We start from the raw sequence: 14,088 nt of genomic DNA, 5'->3' as shown, positions 1-14,088 counted from the left end.
AGGCGATTTTTTTCTCTTCTGTTGCGTAATTGTTAGGTTTATCTCACCATGGCGAAAAGCTGACTCGGATTCACATCTTATCGGGAGTAATTATGATTACGCTGTGGGGAAGGAATAATTCGACCAACGTCAAAAAAGTGCTCTGGACGCTGGAGGAGTTGGATTTACCGTTTAACCAGATAATGGCGGGTTTGCAGTATGGGGTTAATAAAGACGCCGACTACCTGGCGATGAACCCGAACGGCCTGGTGCCGCTGCTGCGCGATGATGAGACGGACGCCACGCTGTGGGAATCCAACACCATTGTCCGCTACCTGGCCGCCCAGTATGGACAAGGCCGTCTGTGGGTAGAAAATCCGGCCCGCCGCGCGCAGGGGGAAAAATGGATGGACTGGGCCAACCAGACGCTCTCCCCCACGCACCGCGTGATCCTGATGGGGCTGGTCAGAACCCCCGAAGCCGAGCGCGACTATCCCGCCATTCATGCGGCGCAGGACGCCTGTGAAAATCTGTTTGCGATGATGGACGATGAGCTGGCGAAACACGCCTGGTTCTCGGGTGCCGACTTCGGCGTGGGCGACATTGCCGTTGCGCCATTTGTCTGGAACCTGACCAACCTCGGTCTGACGTGGACGCCGCGCCCTCACCTGGCGCGCTGGCTTAAACAGCTGAGCGAACGCCCGGCCTACCGTAACGTGGTGATGATTCCGGTAAGCTGATCACCTCCCGGACGGGCTGACTTTCAGCAACTGCCCGTCCGTTTCATCGGTCAGAACATACAGATAGCCGTCCGGACCGACGCGCACATCGCGGATGCGCTGTTTCCGGTCGCCCAGGATCCGTCCGTCCTCGGTCACCGTGTTGCCGTTCACGCTCAGCACGATCACATCCTTCTCTTTCAGCGCCCCGATAAACAGCTTGTTTTTCCACTGCGGGAACACGTCACTGTTATAAAACGCCATTCCGCTCACGGCGGGTGAGACTTTCCAGACAAACAGCGGTTTTTCGGTTCCTTCAACGTGTTCACCTTTCGCCTCAGGAATTTTCAATCCGCTGTAGTTGATACCGTGGGTCGCCAGCGGCCAGCCATAGTTTTTCCCTTTCTCCGGGATGTTGATCTCATCCCCGCCACGCGGGCCGTGTTCATTAAGCCACAGCGTGTCGCTCCACGGGTTCATCGCCATCCCTTGCGGGTTACGAATGCCATAAGACCAGATTTCCGGCCGCGCACCGGCGGTGTTCACAAAGGGGTTATCCGGCGGGACTTTGCCATCCTCCGTCAGGCGTACCACTTTCCCCTGGAGTTTATCCAGATCCTGCGCCGTCGGGCGCTGGTTGTTTTCGCCCAGCGCAATAAACAGATAGCCTTTGCCATCAAACACCAGCCTTCCGCCAAAGTGGTGACCGGTGGAGAGTTTCGGCATCTGACGGAACACCGTCTGGAACGCCTCAAGGCGGGAAAGATCGTCGCTTAAGCGCCCATAACCGACCGCCGTTCCGGCTTTGCCGTCAGCGCCTGCCTCGGCGTAGCTCAGCCAGACGCGGCGCGAGGTGGCAAAATCCGGCGCCAGCACCACGTCCAGCAGTCCTCCCTGTCCGTTGTCCCAGACTTTGGGCACCCCTGTTATCGGGTCTGACAGCCCTTTCCCGGCCTGCCAGTGCTTCAACTGGCCGCCCTTCAACGTCACGAGCAGCCCTTTGTTATCCGGCAGGAACGCCAGCGACCAGGGGTGTTCGAGTTTGTTCTGCAATACCTCAACCTTAACCGCATCAGGCGCAGCAAGGAGCGAAAACGGAAATAACAACGCAGGCAGGAAAATCAGCGAGGATCGGTGCATAACGCGCTCCTTTATCGGCATATGGCATAAAGATTAGCCACTACGTCCGGGCGCGTTATCACTTTTACAAAAGCTTAATCAGAAGGGGGAGTTGCCTCCCCCGGAATCAGTGCTGTTCAAGCTTCGCGTGCTCGTTCAGACACATGATGCATAGAGAGAGCGTTGTCAGGCAGTTTTCAAGCTTCTCCGCGTTTACAGCGATAAAAGTCGGGCAGTCATGGCGTCCGTTCATCAGACAAACCCCGGCAATGGAGAGCACCTCGGCGGCGCGGCGCAGCGCAATACATTCGCTTTCTGCGTATTCCGCTTTCAGGATGGGTGCTTTTTCACGCATGAAATTGCAAAGTTCAAAGAAATTATCACGCAGATGTTCGCTTTCGCTGACTGACATATACCCTTTCGCCTTCCTCAACTGCAGATATGCGGCAAGGTCGATTCGGGCGTTGATCAGCTTGTTCAGCAGATCGCGTTTCAGTCTGTCAACGGACATGCTCATTCCTCCTCTGTCAGCCCTGTGCACAGTCAGAATAAGGTTATTTTTTGTACAGTTTAATGCCTGAGATCAATTATTCTTAACTGATTAACATTCTTTACAATGTTACAACTTGCGCGGACATCATTTGCACTGCAAAGAGTGTATAAATCCCCCGCGATACGCTGTAAAATCCCGCCCTGATAACTCCATAATTGATGAATTTTTAACCTATGAGCAATGTTACGCACCCGCCGAAAATCGGCTTTGTCTCCCTGGGCTGCCCGAAAAACCTGGTGGATTCTGAACGCATCCTGACCGAACTTCGTACCGAGGGCTACGACGTGGTGCCAAGCTACGACAACGCCGACATGGTGATTGTGAACACCTGCGGGTTTATCGACAGCGCGGTTCAGGAATCCCTGGAAGCCATTGGTGAAGCCCTGACGGAAAACGGCAAAGTGATTGTGACCGGCTGCCTGGGCGCAAAAGAGGACCAGATCCGTGAAGTGCACCCGAAGGTGCTAGAGATCACCGGTCCACACAGCTACGAGCAGGTGCTGGAACATGTTCATCACTACGTACCCAAGCCTAAGCACAACCCGTTCCTGAGCCTGGTGCCGGAACAGGGGGTGAAGCTGACGCCGCGTCACTACGCTTACCTGAAAATTTCCGAAGGCTGCAACCATCGCTGCACCTTCTGCATTATCCCGTCCATGCGTGGCGATCTGGTGAGCCGCCCGATTGGCGAAGTGCTGGCAGAAGCCAAACGTCTGGCCGATGCGGGCGTGAAGGAGCTGCTGGTGATCTCCCAGGATACCTCCGCCTACGGCGTGGATGTGAAGCACCGTTCCGGTTTCCACAACGGCGAGCCGGTGAAAACCAGCATGGTCGGCCTGTGCGAACAGCTCGCTAAACTGGGCATCTGGACGCGTCTGCACTACGTTTACCCTTATCCGCACGTGGACGACGTTATCCCGCTGATGGCCGAAGGCAAAATCCTGCCGTACCTGGATATCCCGCTGCAGCACGCCAGCCCGCGTATCCTGAAGCTGATGAAACGCCCAGGCTCCGTTGACCGCCAGCTGGCGCGCATCAAGCAGTGGCGTGAAATCTGCCCGGATCTGACCCTGCGTTCGACCTTCATCGTTGGCTTCCCGGGTGAAACCGAAGAAGACTTCCAGATGCTGCTCGACTTCCTGAAAGAGGCGCGTCTGGACCGCGTAGGCTGCTTCAAGTACAGTCCGGTTGAAGGCGCAACCGCTAACGAACTGGCGGATCAGGTGCCGGAAGAGGTAAAAGAAGAGCGCTGGAACCGCTTCATGCAGCTGCAACAGCAGATCTCTGCTGAACGTTTGCAGGAGAAAGTGGGCCGCGAAATTATGGTCATCATCGACGAAGTTGACGAAGAAGGCGCGATTGGCCGCAGCATGGCGGATGCCCCTGAAATCGACGGCGCGGTGTACCTGAACGGGGAAACCAACGTTAAGCCGGGTGACATCATTCGCGTGAAAGTGGAAAACGCCGACGAGTACGATCTGTGGGGTAGCCGGGTTTAAACACCCAGCGCCTGTTTTGTAGGCCGGGTAAGGCGTAGCCGCCACCCGGCACATTCCACTGCCCTACCCCTTAATCCTCGGATCCAGCGCATCGCGCAGCCCATCCCCCAGCAGGTTGAACGCCAGCACGGTCAGGAAAATCGCCAGACTCGGGAATATCGCCACGTGCGGCGCAATCACCATATCTGCCCTCGCCTCGTTGAGCATCGCGCCCCACTCCGGCGTCGGTGGCTGGGCCCCTAATCCCAGAAACGACAGGCTGGCGGCGGAAATTATCGACACGCCGATACGCATCGTAAAATAGACCACAATCGACGACACCGTACCCGGCAGAATATGGCTGAACAGGATGTTGGCGTCGCTGGCCCCCATACTGCGGGCGGATTCAATAAAGGTCTGCTGCTTCAGTACCAGCGTATTGCCGCGCACCAGGCGGGCAAACGCCGGGATCGAAAAGACCGCGACGGCGATGATGACGTTTGCCATGCCGCTGCCCATAATGGCGACAACCGCAATTGCCAGCAAAATGCCGGGGAAGGCAAACAGCACGTCGCAAATGCGCATAATGATCCGGTCCCACCAGCCCTCGTAATACCCTGCCACCAGACCCAGAACGGTACCGATGACCGCACCGATAAGCACCGCAAACACCCCGGCGGCGAGCGATATCTGCGCGCCCATCAGCACGCGGCTAAAAATATCGCGTCCCAGAGAGTCCACGCCGAACCAGTGCATCATCGACGGTCCGTCATTCAGACGGTCGTAATCAAAGTAGTTTTCCGCATCATACGGTGCCACCCACGGCGCAATGGCGGCCACCACAATCAGCAGCAGTACAAACAGCCCCGCCGTCATGGCAACAGGCTGGCGACGAAAGCGCCGCCAGAATTCAAACCATGGGGTGCGGATATGGTCCGGCTTCAGCCCCGGCATAGCGTTTACAATGGCCTGACGACGCCAGTTCAACAATCGCATCTTACTTATACCTGATGGCCGGATTAATGGCGGCGTACAGCACATCCACCACTAAATTGATAAGAATAAATTCCAGCGAGAAGAGCAGAACTTCCGCCTGAATGACCGGATAGTCGCGCATCTCGACCGAATCCACCAGCAGGCGCCCCAGCCCCGGCCAGTTGAAGACCTTTTCCACCACGATAGAGCCCCCCAGCAGGAAGCCGAACTGCAGCCCCATCATGGTCACCACCGGGATCATCGCGTTACGAAAACCGTGCTTGAGGATGACCCACTTCTCGCTCACCCCTTTCGCCCGTGCGGTACGGATGTAATCTTCACTCAACACGTCAACGAACGACGCGCGTGTGAAGCGCGCCATCACCGCGGAGACGGCCGCGCCCAGCGTCATGGACGGCAGGATGTAGTGCTTCCAGGTATCGGCCCCGACGGTGGGCAACCAGCCCAGTTCCACGGAGAAAATCTGCATCAGGAGCATCCCCAGCGCAAAAGCCGGGAAAGAGATCCCGGTCACCGCCAGCGCCATGCCGAGCTTGTCCGGCCAGCGGTTGCGCCAGACGGCAGCGACAATCCCGGCGCCAAGCCCAAACACCACCGCCCAGCACATGCTGGCAATCGTTAACCAGAACGTAGGCATAAAGCGGCTGGCAATCTCTTCCGATACCGGGCGACGCGACACCATCGAGATACCAAAATCGCCCTGCAGCACGTTGCAAATATAATGGAGAAACTGCATGTACAGAGGCTGGTCGAGACCAAGCTGTTTGCGCACCAGTTCAATGACGGTGGCATCCGCCTCTGGCCCGGCCACCAGACGCGCCGGATCGCCCGGCAGCAGATGGACAAACAAAAACACCAGTACCGCCACAATCAGCAGCGTCGGGATCAGCCCCAGCAGGCGTTTACAAACATAATTGAGCATGAGTGTTATTTTAAATCCGCATCGTCAAAGCTAAAGCCCGTATCCGGCATGATGTAAAACCCGGTCAACGCTTTGTTATGCGCCGAAACCAGTTTTTCCACCACCAGCGGTACCCACGGCGACTCTTTCCAGATGATATCCTGTGCGTCTTTGTAGAGGCGCGCTTTCTCATCCGGTTTGGTGGTTTTCAGCGCATCGGCAAGATCTTTATCCACCTGTGGGTTACTGTAGAACGCCGTGTTGAACAGGGTCGGCGGCCAGTTCTGTGAGGCGAACAGCGGCGACAGCGCCCAGTCAGCCTCACCGGTAGAGGCCGACCAGCCGGTGTAGAACATCCGCACGCCGCTCTCTTTCTGCCCTTTCCCTTCCACTTCTGCTGCACGCTGCCCGGCATCCATCGCGGTGACCTGCACCTTAATACCGACCTGCGCCAGCTGCTGCTGGGTAAACTGCAGCACTTTCTGCGCGGTACTGTGATTATGGGATGACCATAGCGTGGTGCTAAAGCCGTTCGGGAAGCCCGCCTCTTTTAACAGTTCACGGGCTTTCGCCGGATCGTATGGCCACGGCTGATAGCTTTGCGCATAGGCAATAGCCGGTGGCAGCACGCCGGTGGCCGGGGTGGCGAAGCCCGCGAAGGCCACTTTCACCAGCGCCTGACGGTTAATCGCGTAATTGATGGCCTCGCGCACTTTGGGATTATCAAACGGCTTTTGCGTCACGTTCATGCTGATGTAACGCTGCATAATGGACGGACTGGCCACCAGCTCCAGCTTGCTGTTCTTCTGCAGGATCGCCGCCTGCTCGTACGGGATCGGGAAGGCAAACTGCGCTTCGCCGGTTTGCAGCATCGCCGCGCGGGTGTTGTTATCCACCACCGGACGCCAGGTGATGGTGTCGAGCTTCGGCAGCCCCTGCTGCCAGTAGCCGGCGAATTTCTTCACCTTTACAAAGTCCGTCTGGTTCCAGGTCACCAGCTCATACGGGCCGGTACCGACCGGATGGAACCCAATCTCTTTCCCGTATTTTTTCAGGGCCGCAGGCGAGATCATCGCCGTCGCCGGATGCGCCAGAATATTAATAAAGGCTGAGAACGGCTCTTTCAGGGTAATTTTTACCGTTGTCGGATCGACGGCCTCGGTGCTGGCAATATTTTTATAGAGGTTATAGCGCTTGAGGCTGTTTTCCGGGTTGCTGGCGCGGTCGAGGTTAACCTTCACCGCCTCCGCGTTGAAATCGGTGCCATCCTGGAACTTCACGCCGGTTCTGAGCTTAATGGTATAGACCAGCCCATCATCCGAGACGGTGTACCCCTCTGCCAGCACATTTTTCAGCTTCATCTCTCTGTCCAGGCCAAACAGCCCCTGGTAGAACGACTTGGCGACCGCCTGCGACAGCGTATCGTTGGCGTCATAGGGATCAAGGGTGGTGAAATTGGAGCCGACGGCGACCACCACATCTTTGGCAGCGAACGCGGGAGAGGCGGCCAGGGCTGCCGTCACGCTCGCGGCTAACAGCCATGTACGAGCAACAAATTTAACCATTGTGTTCTCCTGCCTGTTGTACGTTATAACCGCGAAAATGCATTGTCCTGACGCGGAGGGGCAACAAAATGTCCGGGGCCCACTTCACGCAGCGTGACCCGCTCCATGACCTCACCCCGTTTACGAATATTACTCGGCATCTCATCCTGCAGCAGCACGCGCTGCCCGTGACGGTGTTCGGGATCGGCAACCGGTACTGCAGACATCAGCTTACGGGTGTACGGGTGCTGCGGGTTCTCAAACACCGCCCGCCGCGGACCAATCTCGACGATTTGCCCCAGATACATCACCGCCACGCGATGGCTGATGCGCTCCACCACCGCCATGTCGTGGGAAATAAAGAGAAAGGCAATCCCCAGATCCCGCTGTAAGTCGAGCAATAAATTGATGATTTGCGCGCGGATAGAGACATCCAGCGCCGAGACAGATTCGTCTGCGATCACCACTTTTGGGTTCAGGGCCAGCGCGCGGGCAATACAAATTCGCTGCCGCTGACCGCCGGAAAACTCATGCGGGTAACGCCAGGCATGTTCCGGCTTCAGCCCCACGCGTTCCAGCAGCCACGCCACCCGACGCTGTGCGGCTTCGCCGTCGAGCAGATTATGCACCCGCAGCGGCTCCATAATCGAATACCCCACCGTATGGCGCGGGTCCAGAGACGCATACGGATCCTGAAAAATAAACTGGATATTCCGCCTCACCGCCTGAAGCTTACTGTCAGGAAGGGTGTCGATACGTTCGCCGTTAAAGGTAATGCTCCCTTCCTGCGACTCCACCAGCCGAAGTAACGCGCGTCCGGTGGTGGATTTGCCGCAGCCCGACTCCCCCACCAGCGCCAGCGTTTCGCCTGGCCATAAATCAAAACTGACATTTTCAACCGCGTGCACTTCACGCTTTACGTGGTTGAAAATGCCGCTGCGCAGAGGAAAACGGGTCACCAGATCCCGCACCTCAAGAATGGGCTTGCCGGGGACCACGGTGTCCTGCTCGGTTTCCTCTTCCTGGCGGCCCGCCGCCTCAAGGGAAATCAGCGGGAAACGGCGCGGAAGATCGCTGCCGTTCATCGCTCCCAGACGCGGAACCGCCGCCAGCAGCGCTTTGGTGTATGGGTGGGCGGGCGCATGGAAAATGTGCTCTACCGTGCCGGTTTCTACCGCCCTGCCCTGGTGCATCACCAGCACGCGATCGGCAATATCCGCGACCACGCCCATATCGTGGGTGATAAACATCACCCCCATCTCCATCTCCTGCTGCAGCACTTTGATAAGCTGCAGGATCTGCGCCTGAATGGTGACATCCAGCGCTGTCGTCGGCTCGTCCGCAATCAATACCGCCGGACGGCACGAGAGCGCCATGGCAATCATCACCCGCTGACGCATCCCGCCAGAGAGCTGATGCGGATAGCGGCCCAGTATGGACTGCGACTCCGGGATACGTACCAGCTCCAGCATCCGTTTGGCTTCCAGAAGGGCTTCATCGCCGCTCAGTCCCTGATGCAGGCGGATGGATTCGGCAATTTGCTCTCCAACCGGGAAGACCGGGTTCAGCGAGGTCATCGGCTCCTGGAAGATCATCGCGATATCCGCCCCGCGCACGCCCTGCATCTGTGCTGCGCTCAGCTCGTTTAAATCAATGACCTGACGATTGCGACGGCGCAGAAGCATCTTCTCGCTGCTGATTTGCCCGCCCGTCTGTTCCAGCAGGCGCATCAGCGCCAGCGCGGTGACCGATTTCCCGGAGCCGGACTCCCCCACAATCGCCAGCGTTTCGCCGCGGTTGAGTGAGAACGATAAATTCTCCACTGCGGGGATGAACTGCCGCTCCTCCTGAAACGCAATATTCAGCTGATGGACAGCCAGCACTTCGCGGTTATCCAGCTCTTCACTGTGCGGCACGCGTTGCCCCCTTATTCACGATAGATCCCGGTGCTGGGTTCATCACCGGCATAGCCCCAGGCGCGGTACATCCCTTCGCTGTTGAACGGCAGGGCTACGTTACCCTCACGGTCCACCGCAATGAGTCCACCCTCACCGCCCAGCGCGGGCAACTTTTCCATTACCACACGCTCGCAGGCCTCACTCAGGCTGAGCCCGCCGTAATCCATCAGGGCGGTAATGTCGTATGCGGCGAGCGCGCGAATAAACACTTCGCCGGTCCCGGTGCAGGAGACCGCCGCCGTGGCGTTATTGGCATAGCACCCGGCGCCCGGCAGCGGACTGTCGCCAACCCGGCCAGGTAGCTTGTTGGTCATACCGCCGGTTGAGGTGGCCGCCGCCAGATTACCGGCCTTGTCGAGCGCCACTGCGCCAACCGTGCCCATTTTGGTGGTTTCACTGAGCGGTGAGGAGTGGTCCAGCTGGGTCATGCCCGCCGTACGGGCTGCCAGCAGCTGCTGGTAGCGCTCGTCAGTGGAAAAAAGATCCGGCGATACCCGCTCCATCCCGTGTGCGAAGGCAAAGTTCTCCGCCCCAACGCCCGTCAGCAGCACATGAGGACTCTCTTCCATCACCAGTCGCGCCGCCAGAATCGGGTTGCGCAGATGGCTCACGCCCGCCACGGCCCCTGCTTTCAGGGTGACGCCATCCATCACGCAGGCATCCAGCTCGTGCGTCTCGTCACGCGTATACACGGAACCTATCCCCGCATTGAACAGCGGACACTCTTCCAGCAGACGTACCGCTTCGGTCACCACATCCAGCGCGCTTTCGCCCGCCTCCAGCATTCGCTGGCCCGTTTCGACAATGGCGTAGAGCGCATCAATGTAGCGCTTCTCCTGCTCAGGACTGAGCTGTGCACGGGTAATAGCCCCGGCGCCGCCATGAATTGCGATTACCGCATTAACCATTTCGCCTCACCTGTCAGCCTGCATGGCGGCTTTTTCTATAAATATCATTATCGTTGATGATTCTTCAGATAATTTTTGAATATAGAAAGACGCAACTGCGATGTAAAGGGTACTCATGGTGGGTCATACAGTTAGCCGCACTTTTCTGCCATAATGAGCGCTTTCGTTGTTACTGTGCTGGAGCCCACCATGGATTTTACCGCCGGACTGATGCCGCTTGAGACGGCACTCACGCAGATGCTTGACCGACTTTCCCCGCTGCACGACGTAGAGACGCTGCCGCTGGCGCGCTGTTTTGGTCGTATTGCCGCGCGCGACATCATTTCCCCGCTTAACGTGCCGGGGTTTGATAACTCAGCGATGGACGGTTACGCGGTACGCCTGGCGGATCTCCAGACGGGTCAGGCGCTGCCTGTCGCAGGAAAAGCCTTCGCCGGTCAACCGTTTGACGGAGAATGGCCTGTGGGCACCTGCGTGCGCATCATGACCGGCGCGCCGGTTCCCGCAGGCTGCGATGCGGTGGTGATGCAGGAAGAGACCGAACAGACCGCTGACGGCGTGCGCTTTACCGCCAGCGTCAAAGCAGGCCAGAACATCCGCCGCACCGGCGAAGATATTGCTCTTGGCGCAACGGTATTCGCTGCGGGGCAGAAGCTGACGGTGGGTGAACTGCCGGTGCTGGCCTCGCTCGGTATCGCGGACATTGAGGTGATCCGTCAGGTGCGCGTCGCGCTCTTTTCTACCGGTGACGAATTGCAGCTTCCGGGCCAGCCGCTGCAGGACGGGCAGATTTACGACACCAACCGTCTGGCGGTACACCTGATGCTGGAACAGTTGGGCTGTGAAGTGATCAACCTTGGCATTATTCCTGATGACCCGGAAAAACTGCGCGCCGCCTTTATTGAGGCAGACAACGCGGCCGACGTGGTGATCAGCTCCGGCGGTGTTTCGGTGGGTGAAGCGGATTACACCAAAACCATCCTGGAAGAGCTGGGTGAAATCGCCTTCTGGAAGCTGGCCATCAAGCCGGGCAAACCGTTCGCTTTTGGCAAGCTTCAGCACAGCTGGTTCTGCGGCCTGCCGGGTAACCCGGTCTCTGCCGCCCTGACCTTCTACCAACTGGTGATCCCGCTGCTGGCGAAGCTTTCGGGCAACCGTGCCAATCCGCTGCCGGTACGCCAGCGCGTGCGTGCCGCTACGCGCCTTAAGAAATCCCCCGGTCGTCTTGATTTCCAGCGCGGTATTCTGACGCGCAACGCGGAGGGCGAGCTGGAGGTGAGCACCACCGGCCATCAGGGCTCGCACATTTTCAGCTCCTTCAGCCAGGGCAACTGCTTTATCGTGCTGGAGCGCGAGCGTGGCAATGTGGAAGCAGGCGAATGGGTTGAGGTGGAGCGCTTTAACCACCTGTTCGGAGGCTAAGATGGCGGCGGAACTGAGCGATGAAGAGATGATGCGCTATAACCGCCAGATTGTGCTGCGCGGTTTTGATTTTGAAGGCCAGGAAGCGCTCAAGGCGGCCAGCGTACTGGTCGTCGGCCTGGGCGGTCTGGGCTGCGCCGCCGCGCAATACCTCGCCGCGGCGGGTGTGGGCAAGATGACGCTGCTGGACTTTGATACCGTGTCGGTGTCCAATCTGCAGCGCCAGACGCTGCACAGCGATGCGACACTCGGCCAGCCGAAGGTGGACTCTGCCCGCGCAGCGTTAACGCGCATCAACCCCCACGTTCAGTTCACCCCGATTAACGCGATGCTGGATGACGAGGCGTTATACGCGCAAATCGCAAAGCACGATCTGGTGCTGGACTGTACTGATAACGTCGCCATCCGCAACCAGCTAAACGCCGGCTGTTTTACCCACAAAACGCCGCTGGTTTCTGGCGCGGCAATCCGCATGGAAGGACAGATCAGCGTCTTTACCTATGCTGAAGGCGAACCGTGTTATCGCTGTCTGAGCCGCCTGTTTGGTGAGAATGCGCTCACCTGCGTCGAGGCGGGCGTGATGGCGCCGTTAGTCGGCGTGATCGGGTCACTGCAGGCGATGGAAGCGATCAAAGTGCTGACCCGTTACGGTACGCCAGCGGCAGGGAAAATTGTGATGTATGACGCAATGACCTGCCAGTTCCGCGAGATGAAGCTGATGCGTAATCCGGGGTGTGAGGTGTGCAGCGGTTAAACCTCGTTGCGGCCTGATGCCCTCACCCCGGCCCTCTCCCACCGGGAGAGGGAGATAACGCGTCAGAGGGCCGTCCGTCCAAACGCCCCCTGCCAGTCCTGCTCAAACTTCACGATCGCCGCATCCACCGCCGGAGAGGTAATAAACTGCTGCGCCACGTCCAGCGGCAGCGTGATGGACTCACAGCCGGCCAGCAGGCAATCCAGCGCCTGACGCGGGGTTTTGAAGCTCGCCGCCAGCACTTTTGATTGCGGGGCATGCAGCGCCAGCAATTGCTGTAATTCCACAACGGTCTGGATCCCGTCTCCGCCCTGCGCATCCACGCGGTTAACGTAAGGCGCGACATACTCTGCCCCCGCCAGCGCGGACAACATCCCCTGTGCGGCACCATATACCGCGGTCCCCAGCGTCGGGATCCCTTCTGCTTTCAGCATTTTGATCGCCGCCAGCCCTTCCGCCGTCACCGGCACTTTCACCACCAGGTCGTTAATGATGGCACGTAGCTTACGCGCATCGTCCACCATGCCTTCGGCGGTCGTGGCCATCACCTGCGCGAACAGACGGCCTTTGCCACCCAGCGCGTCGTGCAGTTCTGGCAGCAGAACCTCAAGCGGCGTTTTGCCTGCCGCCACAATGCTGGGGTTGGTGGTTACGCCCGCCAGCGGGAAGATGCGTGCGAGCTTTTTCACTGCCGCAACGTCAGAAGTGTCGAGATAAAGTTCCATGATGTCGCCCTCAATTTTAGCCTGCACTTACCCTATCACGACAAAACCTGCTCAGGAGTTGACCTGCATCAAGATAACTTTCATTCGAAAGTAATTTAATCTTCATGTGCAAGATGGGAGGCAAAATCATGATCTTCAATATTCAGCGTTACTCTACCCACGATGGCCCCGGGATCCGTACCGTGGTGTTCCTGAAAGGCTGCTCGCTGGGCTGTCGCTGGTGCCAGAACCCGGAAAGCCGGGCCCGCACGCGGGACGTGCTGTTTGATGCACGTCTTTGCCTGGACGGCTGCGATCTGTGCCAGCAGGCGGCACCGGGCTGTATCGAACGTGCGCTGAACGGGCTGGTCATCCACCGTGAGAAACTAGACGAACAGACGCTTAACGCCCTTTCCGACTGCTGCCCGACACAGGCGCTCACCGTATGTGGTGAAGAACGTCAGGTGGAGGAGATCATGGCGACCGTCCTGCGCGATAAGCCGTTTTACGACCGCAGCGGCGGTGGAATCACCCTCTCCGGCGGCGAGCCGTTTATGAACCCCGATCTGGCACTGGCGTTGTTTAAAGCCAGCCATGAACAGGGTATTCATACCGCCGTCGAAACTTGCCTTCACGTGCCGTGGCACTATATCGCGCCTTCACTACCGTATATCGATCTGTTCCTCGCCGACCTGAAGCATGTGGATGCAGAGGTGTTCAAACAGTGGACGGACGGCTCGGCAAAACGCATCCTGGACAACCTGAAACGCCTGGCGGCGGCCGGGAAAAAAATCATCATTCGCGTGCCGCTGATCCCGGGCTTTAACGCCGATGAAGCCTCTGTTACCGCCATTACCAATTTCGCCGCCGACGAACTGAACGTTCGCGACATTCACTTTCTGCCGTATCACACGCTGGGCATGAACAAATACACCCTGCTCGGCCAACCTTACTCTGCCCCTGACAAACCGCTGGATAACCCTGCGCTACTGGACTTTGCACAGCAGTATGCCTGCCAGAAAGGGTTAACCGCGACCTTACGAGGATAAAACG

General features: G+C 58.2%; 12 protein-coding genes and 1 pseudogene. 5 read left to right on the top strand and 8 right to left on the bottom strand.

Annotation, left to right across the window (positions count from 1 at the left end; all coding sequences use genetic code 11):
* Positions 1–92 precede the first annotated feature (92 nt).
* Positions 93–719 carry a glutathione S-transferase family protein gene (locus ACQG22_RS07210; protein ID WP_013097428.1) on the top strand — a complete coding sequence of 209 codons (627 nt, stop codon included), beginning with the start codon at positions 93–95 and terminating at the stop codon, positions 717–719.
* Here the strand turns inward: ACQG22_RS07210 and ACQG22_RS07205 are convergent, their stop codons facing one another.
* Both ACQG22_RS07205 and bssR read right to left on the bottom strand, forming a co-directional pair.
* Positions 720–1,838 carry a PQQ-dependent sugar dehydrogenase gene (locus tag ACQG22_RS07205; protein WP_038418988.1) on the bottom strand — a complete coding sequence of 373 codons (1,119 nt, stop codon included), beginning with the start codon at positions 1,836–1,838 and terminating at the stop codon, positions 720–722.
* A 106-nt stretch (positions 1,839–1,944) separates the two neighbouring features.
* Positions 1,945–2,328: a biofilm formation regulator BssR gene (gene bssR, locus ACQG22_RS07200; protein ID WP_013097430.1), complete on the bottom strand. Its 384-nt coding sequence runs from the start codon at positions 2,326–2,328 to the stop codon at positions 1,945–1,947.
* 215 nt (positions 2,329–2,543) lie between these two features.
* Between bssR and rimO the strand changes: the two genes are divergently transcribed.
* Complete coding sequence (rimO, locus tag ACQG22_RS07195) at positions 2,544–3,869, top strand: 30S ribosomal protein S12 methylthiotransferase RimO (protein ID WP_013097432.1); 1,326 nt, start codon at positions 2,544–2,546, stop codon at positions 3,867–3,869.
* 63 nt (positions 3,870–3,932) lie between these two features.
* On the opposite strand, the gene gsiD is transcribed toward rimO, so the two are convergent.
* The 5 genes and pseudogenes from gsiD to iaaA all read right to left on the bottom strand — a co-directional run bounded on the left by gsiD (position 3,933) and on the right by iaaA (position 10,155).
* Entirely contained in the window at positions 3,933–4,844 is a 912-nt protein-coding gene (gene gsiD, locus ACQG22_RS07190) for a glutathione ABC transporter permease GsiD (protein ID WP_029882874.1), read from the bottom strand.
* Position 4,845: 1 nt separating this feature from the next.
* Positions 4,846–5,766, bottom strand: coding sequence for a glutathione ABC transporter permease GsiC (gene gsiC, locus ACQG22_RS07185; protein WP_020689877.1), 921 nt, complete (start codon positions 5,764–5,766; stop codon positions 4,846–4,848).
* 5 nt (positions 5,767–5,771) lie between these two features.
* Entirely contained in the window at positions 5,772–7,310 is a 1,539-nt protein-coding gene (gsiB, locus tag ACQG22_RS07180) for a glutathione ABC transporter substrate-binding protein GsiB (protein ID WP_013097435.1), read from the bottom strand.
* Positions 7,311–7,333: 23 nt separating this feature from the next.
* On the bottom strand, positions 7,334–9,205 hold the full coding sequence (gene gsiA / locus ACQG22_RS07175; protein WP_369706386.1) for a glutathione ABC transporter ATP-binding protein GsiA: 1,872 nt from the start codon (positions 9,203–9,205) through the stop codon (positions 7,334–7,336).
* Positions 9,192–10,155, bottom strand: a pseudogene (iaaA, locus tag ACQG22_RS07170) (beta-aspartyl-peptidase). The gene gsiA and the pseudogene iaaA overlap by 14 nt, the downstream one beginning before the upstream one ends.
* A gap of 189 nt (positions 10,156–10,344) precedes the next feature.
* Here iaaA and moeA point away from each other — a divergent pair.
* Positions 10,345–11,577 (top strand): molybdopterin molybdotransferase MoeA, encoded by a 1,233-nt coding sequence (gene moeA, locus ACQG22_RS07165; protein ID WP_058679299.1) that lies wholly within the window; start codon positions 10,345–10,347, stop codon positions 11,575–11,577.
* Between the two features lies 1 nt (position 11,578).
* Positions 11,579–12,331, top strand: a complete 753-nt coding sequence (gene moeB, locus ACQG22_RS07160; protein ID WP_029882870.1) for a molybdopterin-synthase adenylyltransferase MoeB — start codon at positions 11,579–11,581, stop codon at positions 12,329–12,331.
* A gap of 62 nt (positions 12,332–12,393) precedes the next feature.
* Here the strand turns inward: moeB and fsa are convergent, their stop codons facing one another.
* Positions 12,394–13,056 carry a fructose-6-phosphate aldolase gene (gene fsa / locus ACQG22_RS07155; protein WP_102751719.1) on the bottom strand — a complete coding sequence of 221 codons (663 nt, stop codon included), beginning with the start codon at positions 13,054–13,056 and terminating at the stop codon, positions 12,394–12,396.
* Between the two features lie 128 nt (positions 13,057–13,184).
* Here fsa and ACQG22_RS07150 point away from each other — a divergent pair, with 128 nt between their 5' ends.
* Entirely contained in the window at positions 13,185–14,084 is a 900-nt protein-coding gene (locus ACQG22_RS07150) for a glycyl-radical enzyme activating protein (protein WP_369706385.1), read from the top strand.
* The last annotated feature ends 4 nt before the right edge of the window (positions 14,085–14,088 follow it).

Origin of the sequence: Enterobacter cloacae complex sp. 309I3 (genome assembly GCF_050031595.1) — a bacterium.
In the GTDB taxonomy this organism is placed as follows: Bacteria; Pseudomonadota; Gammaproteobacteria; order Enterobacterales; family Enterobacteriaceae; genus Enterobacter; species Enterobacter cloacae.
The sequence above is the reverse complement of the archived record's forward strand: the minus strand, read 5'-3'. Positions and strand labels throughout refer to the sequence as shown.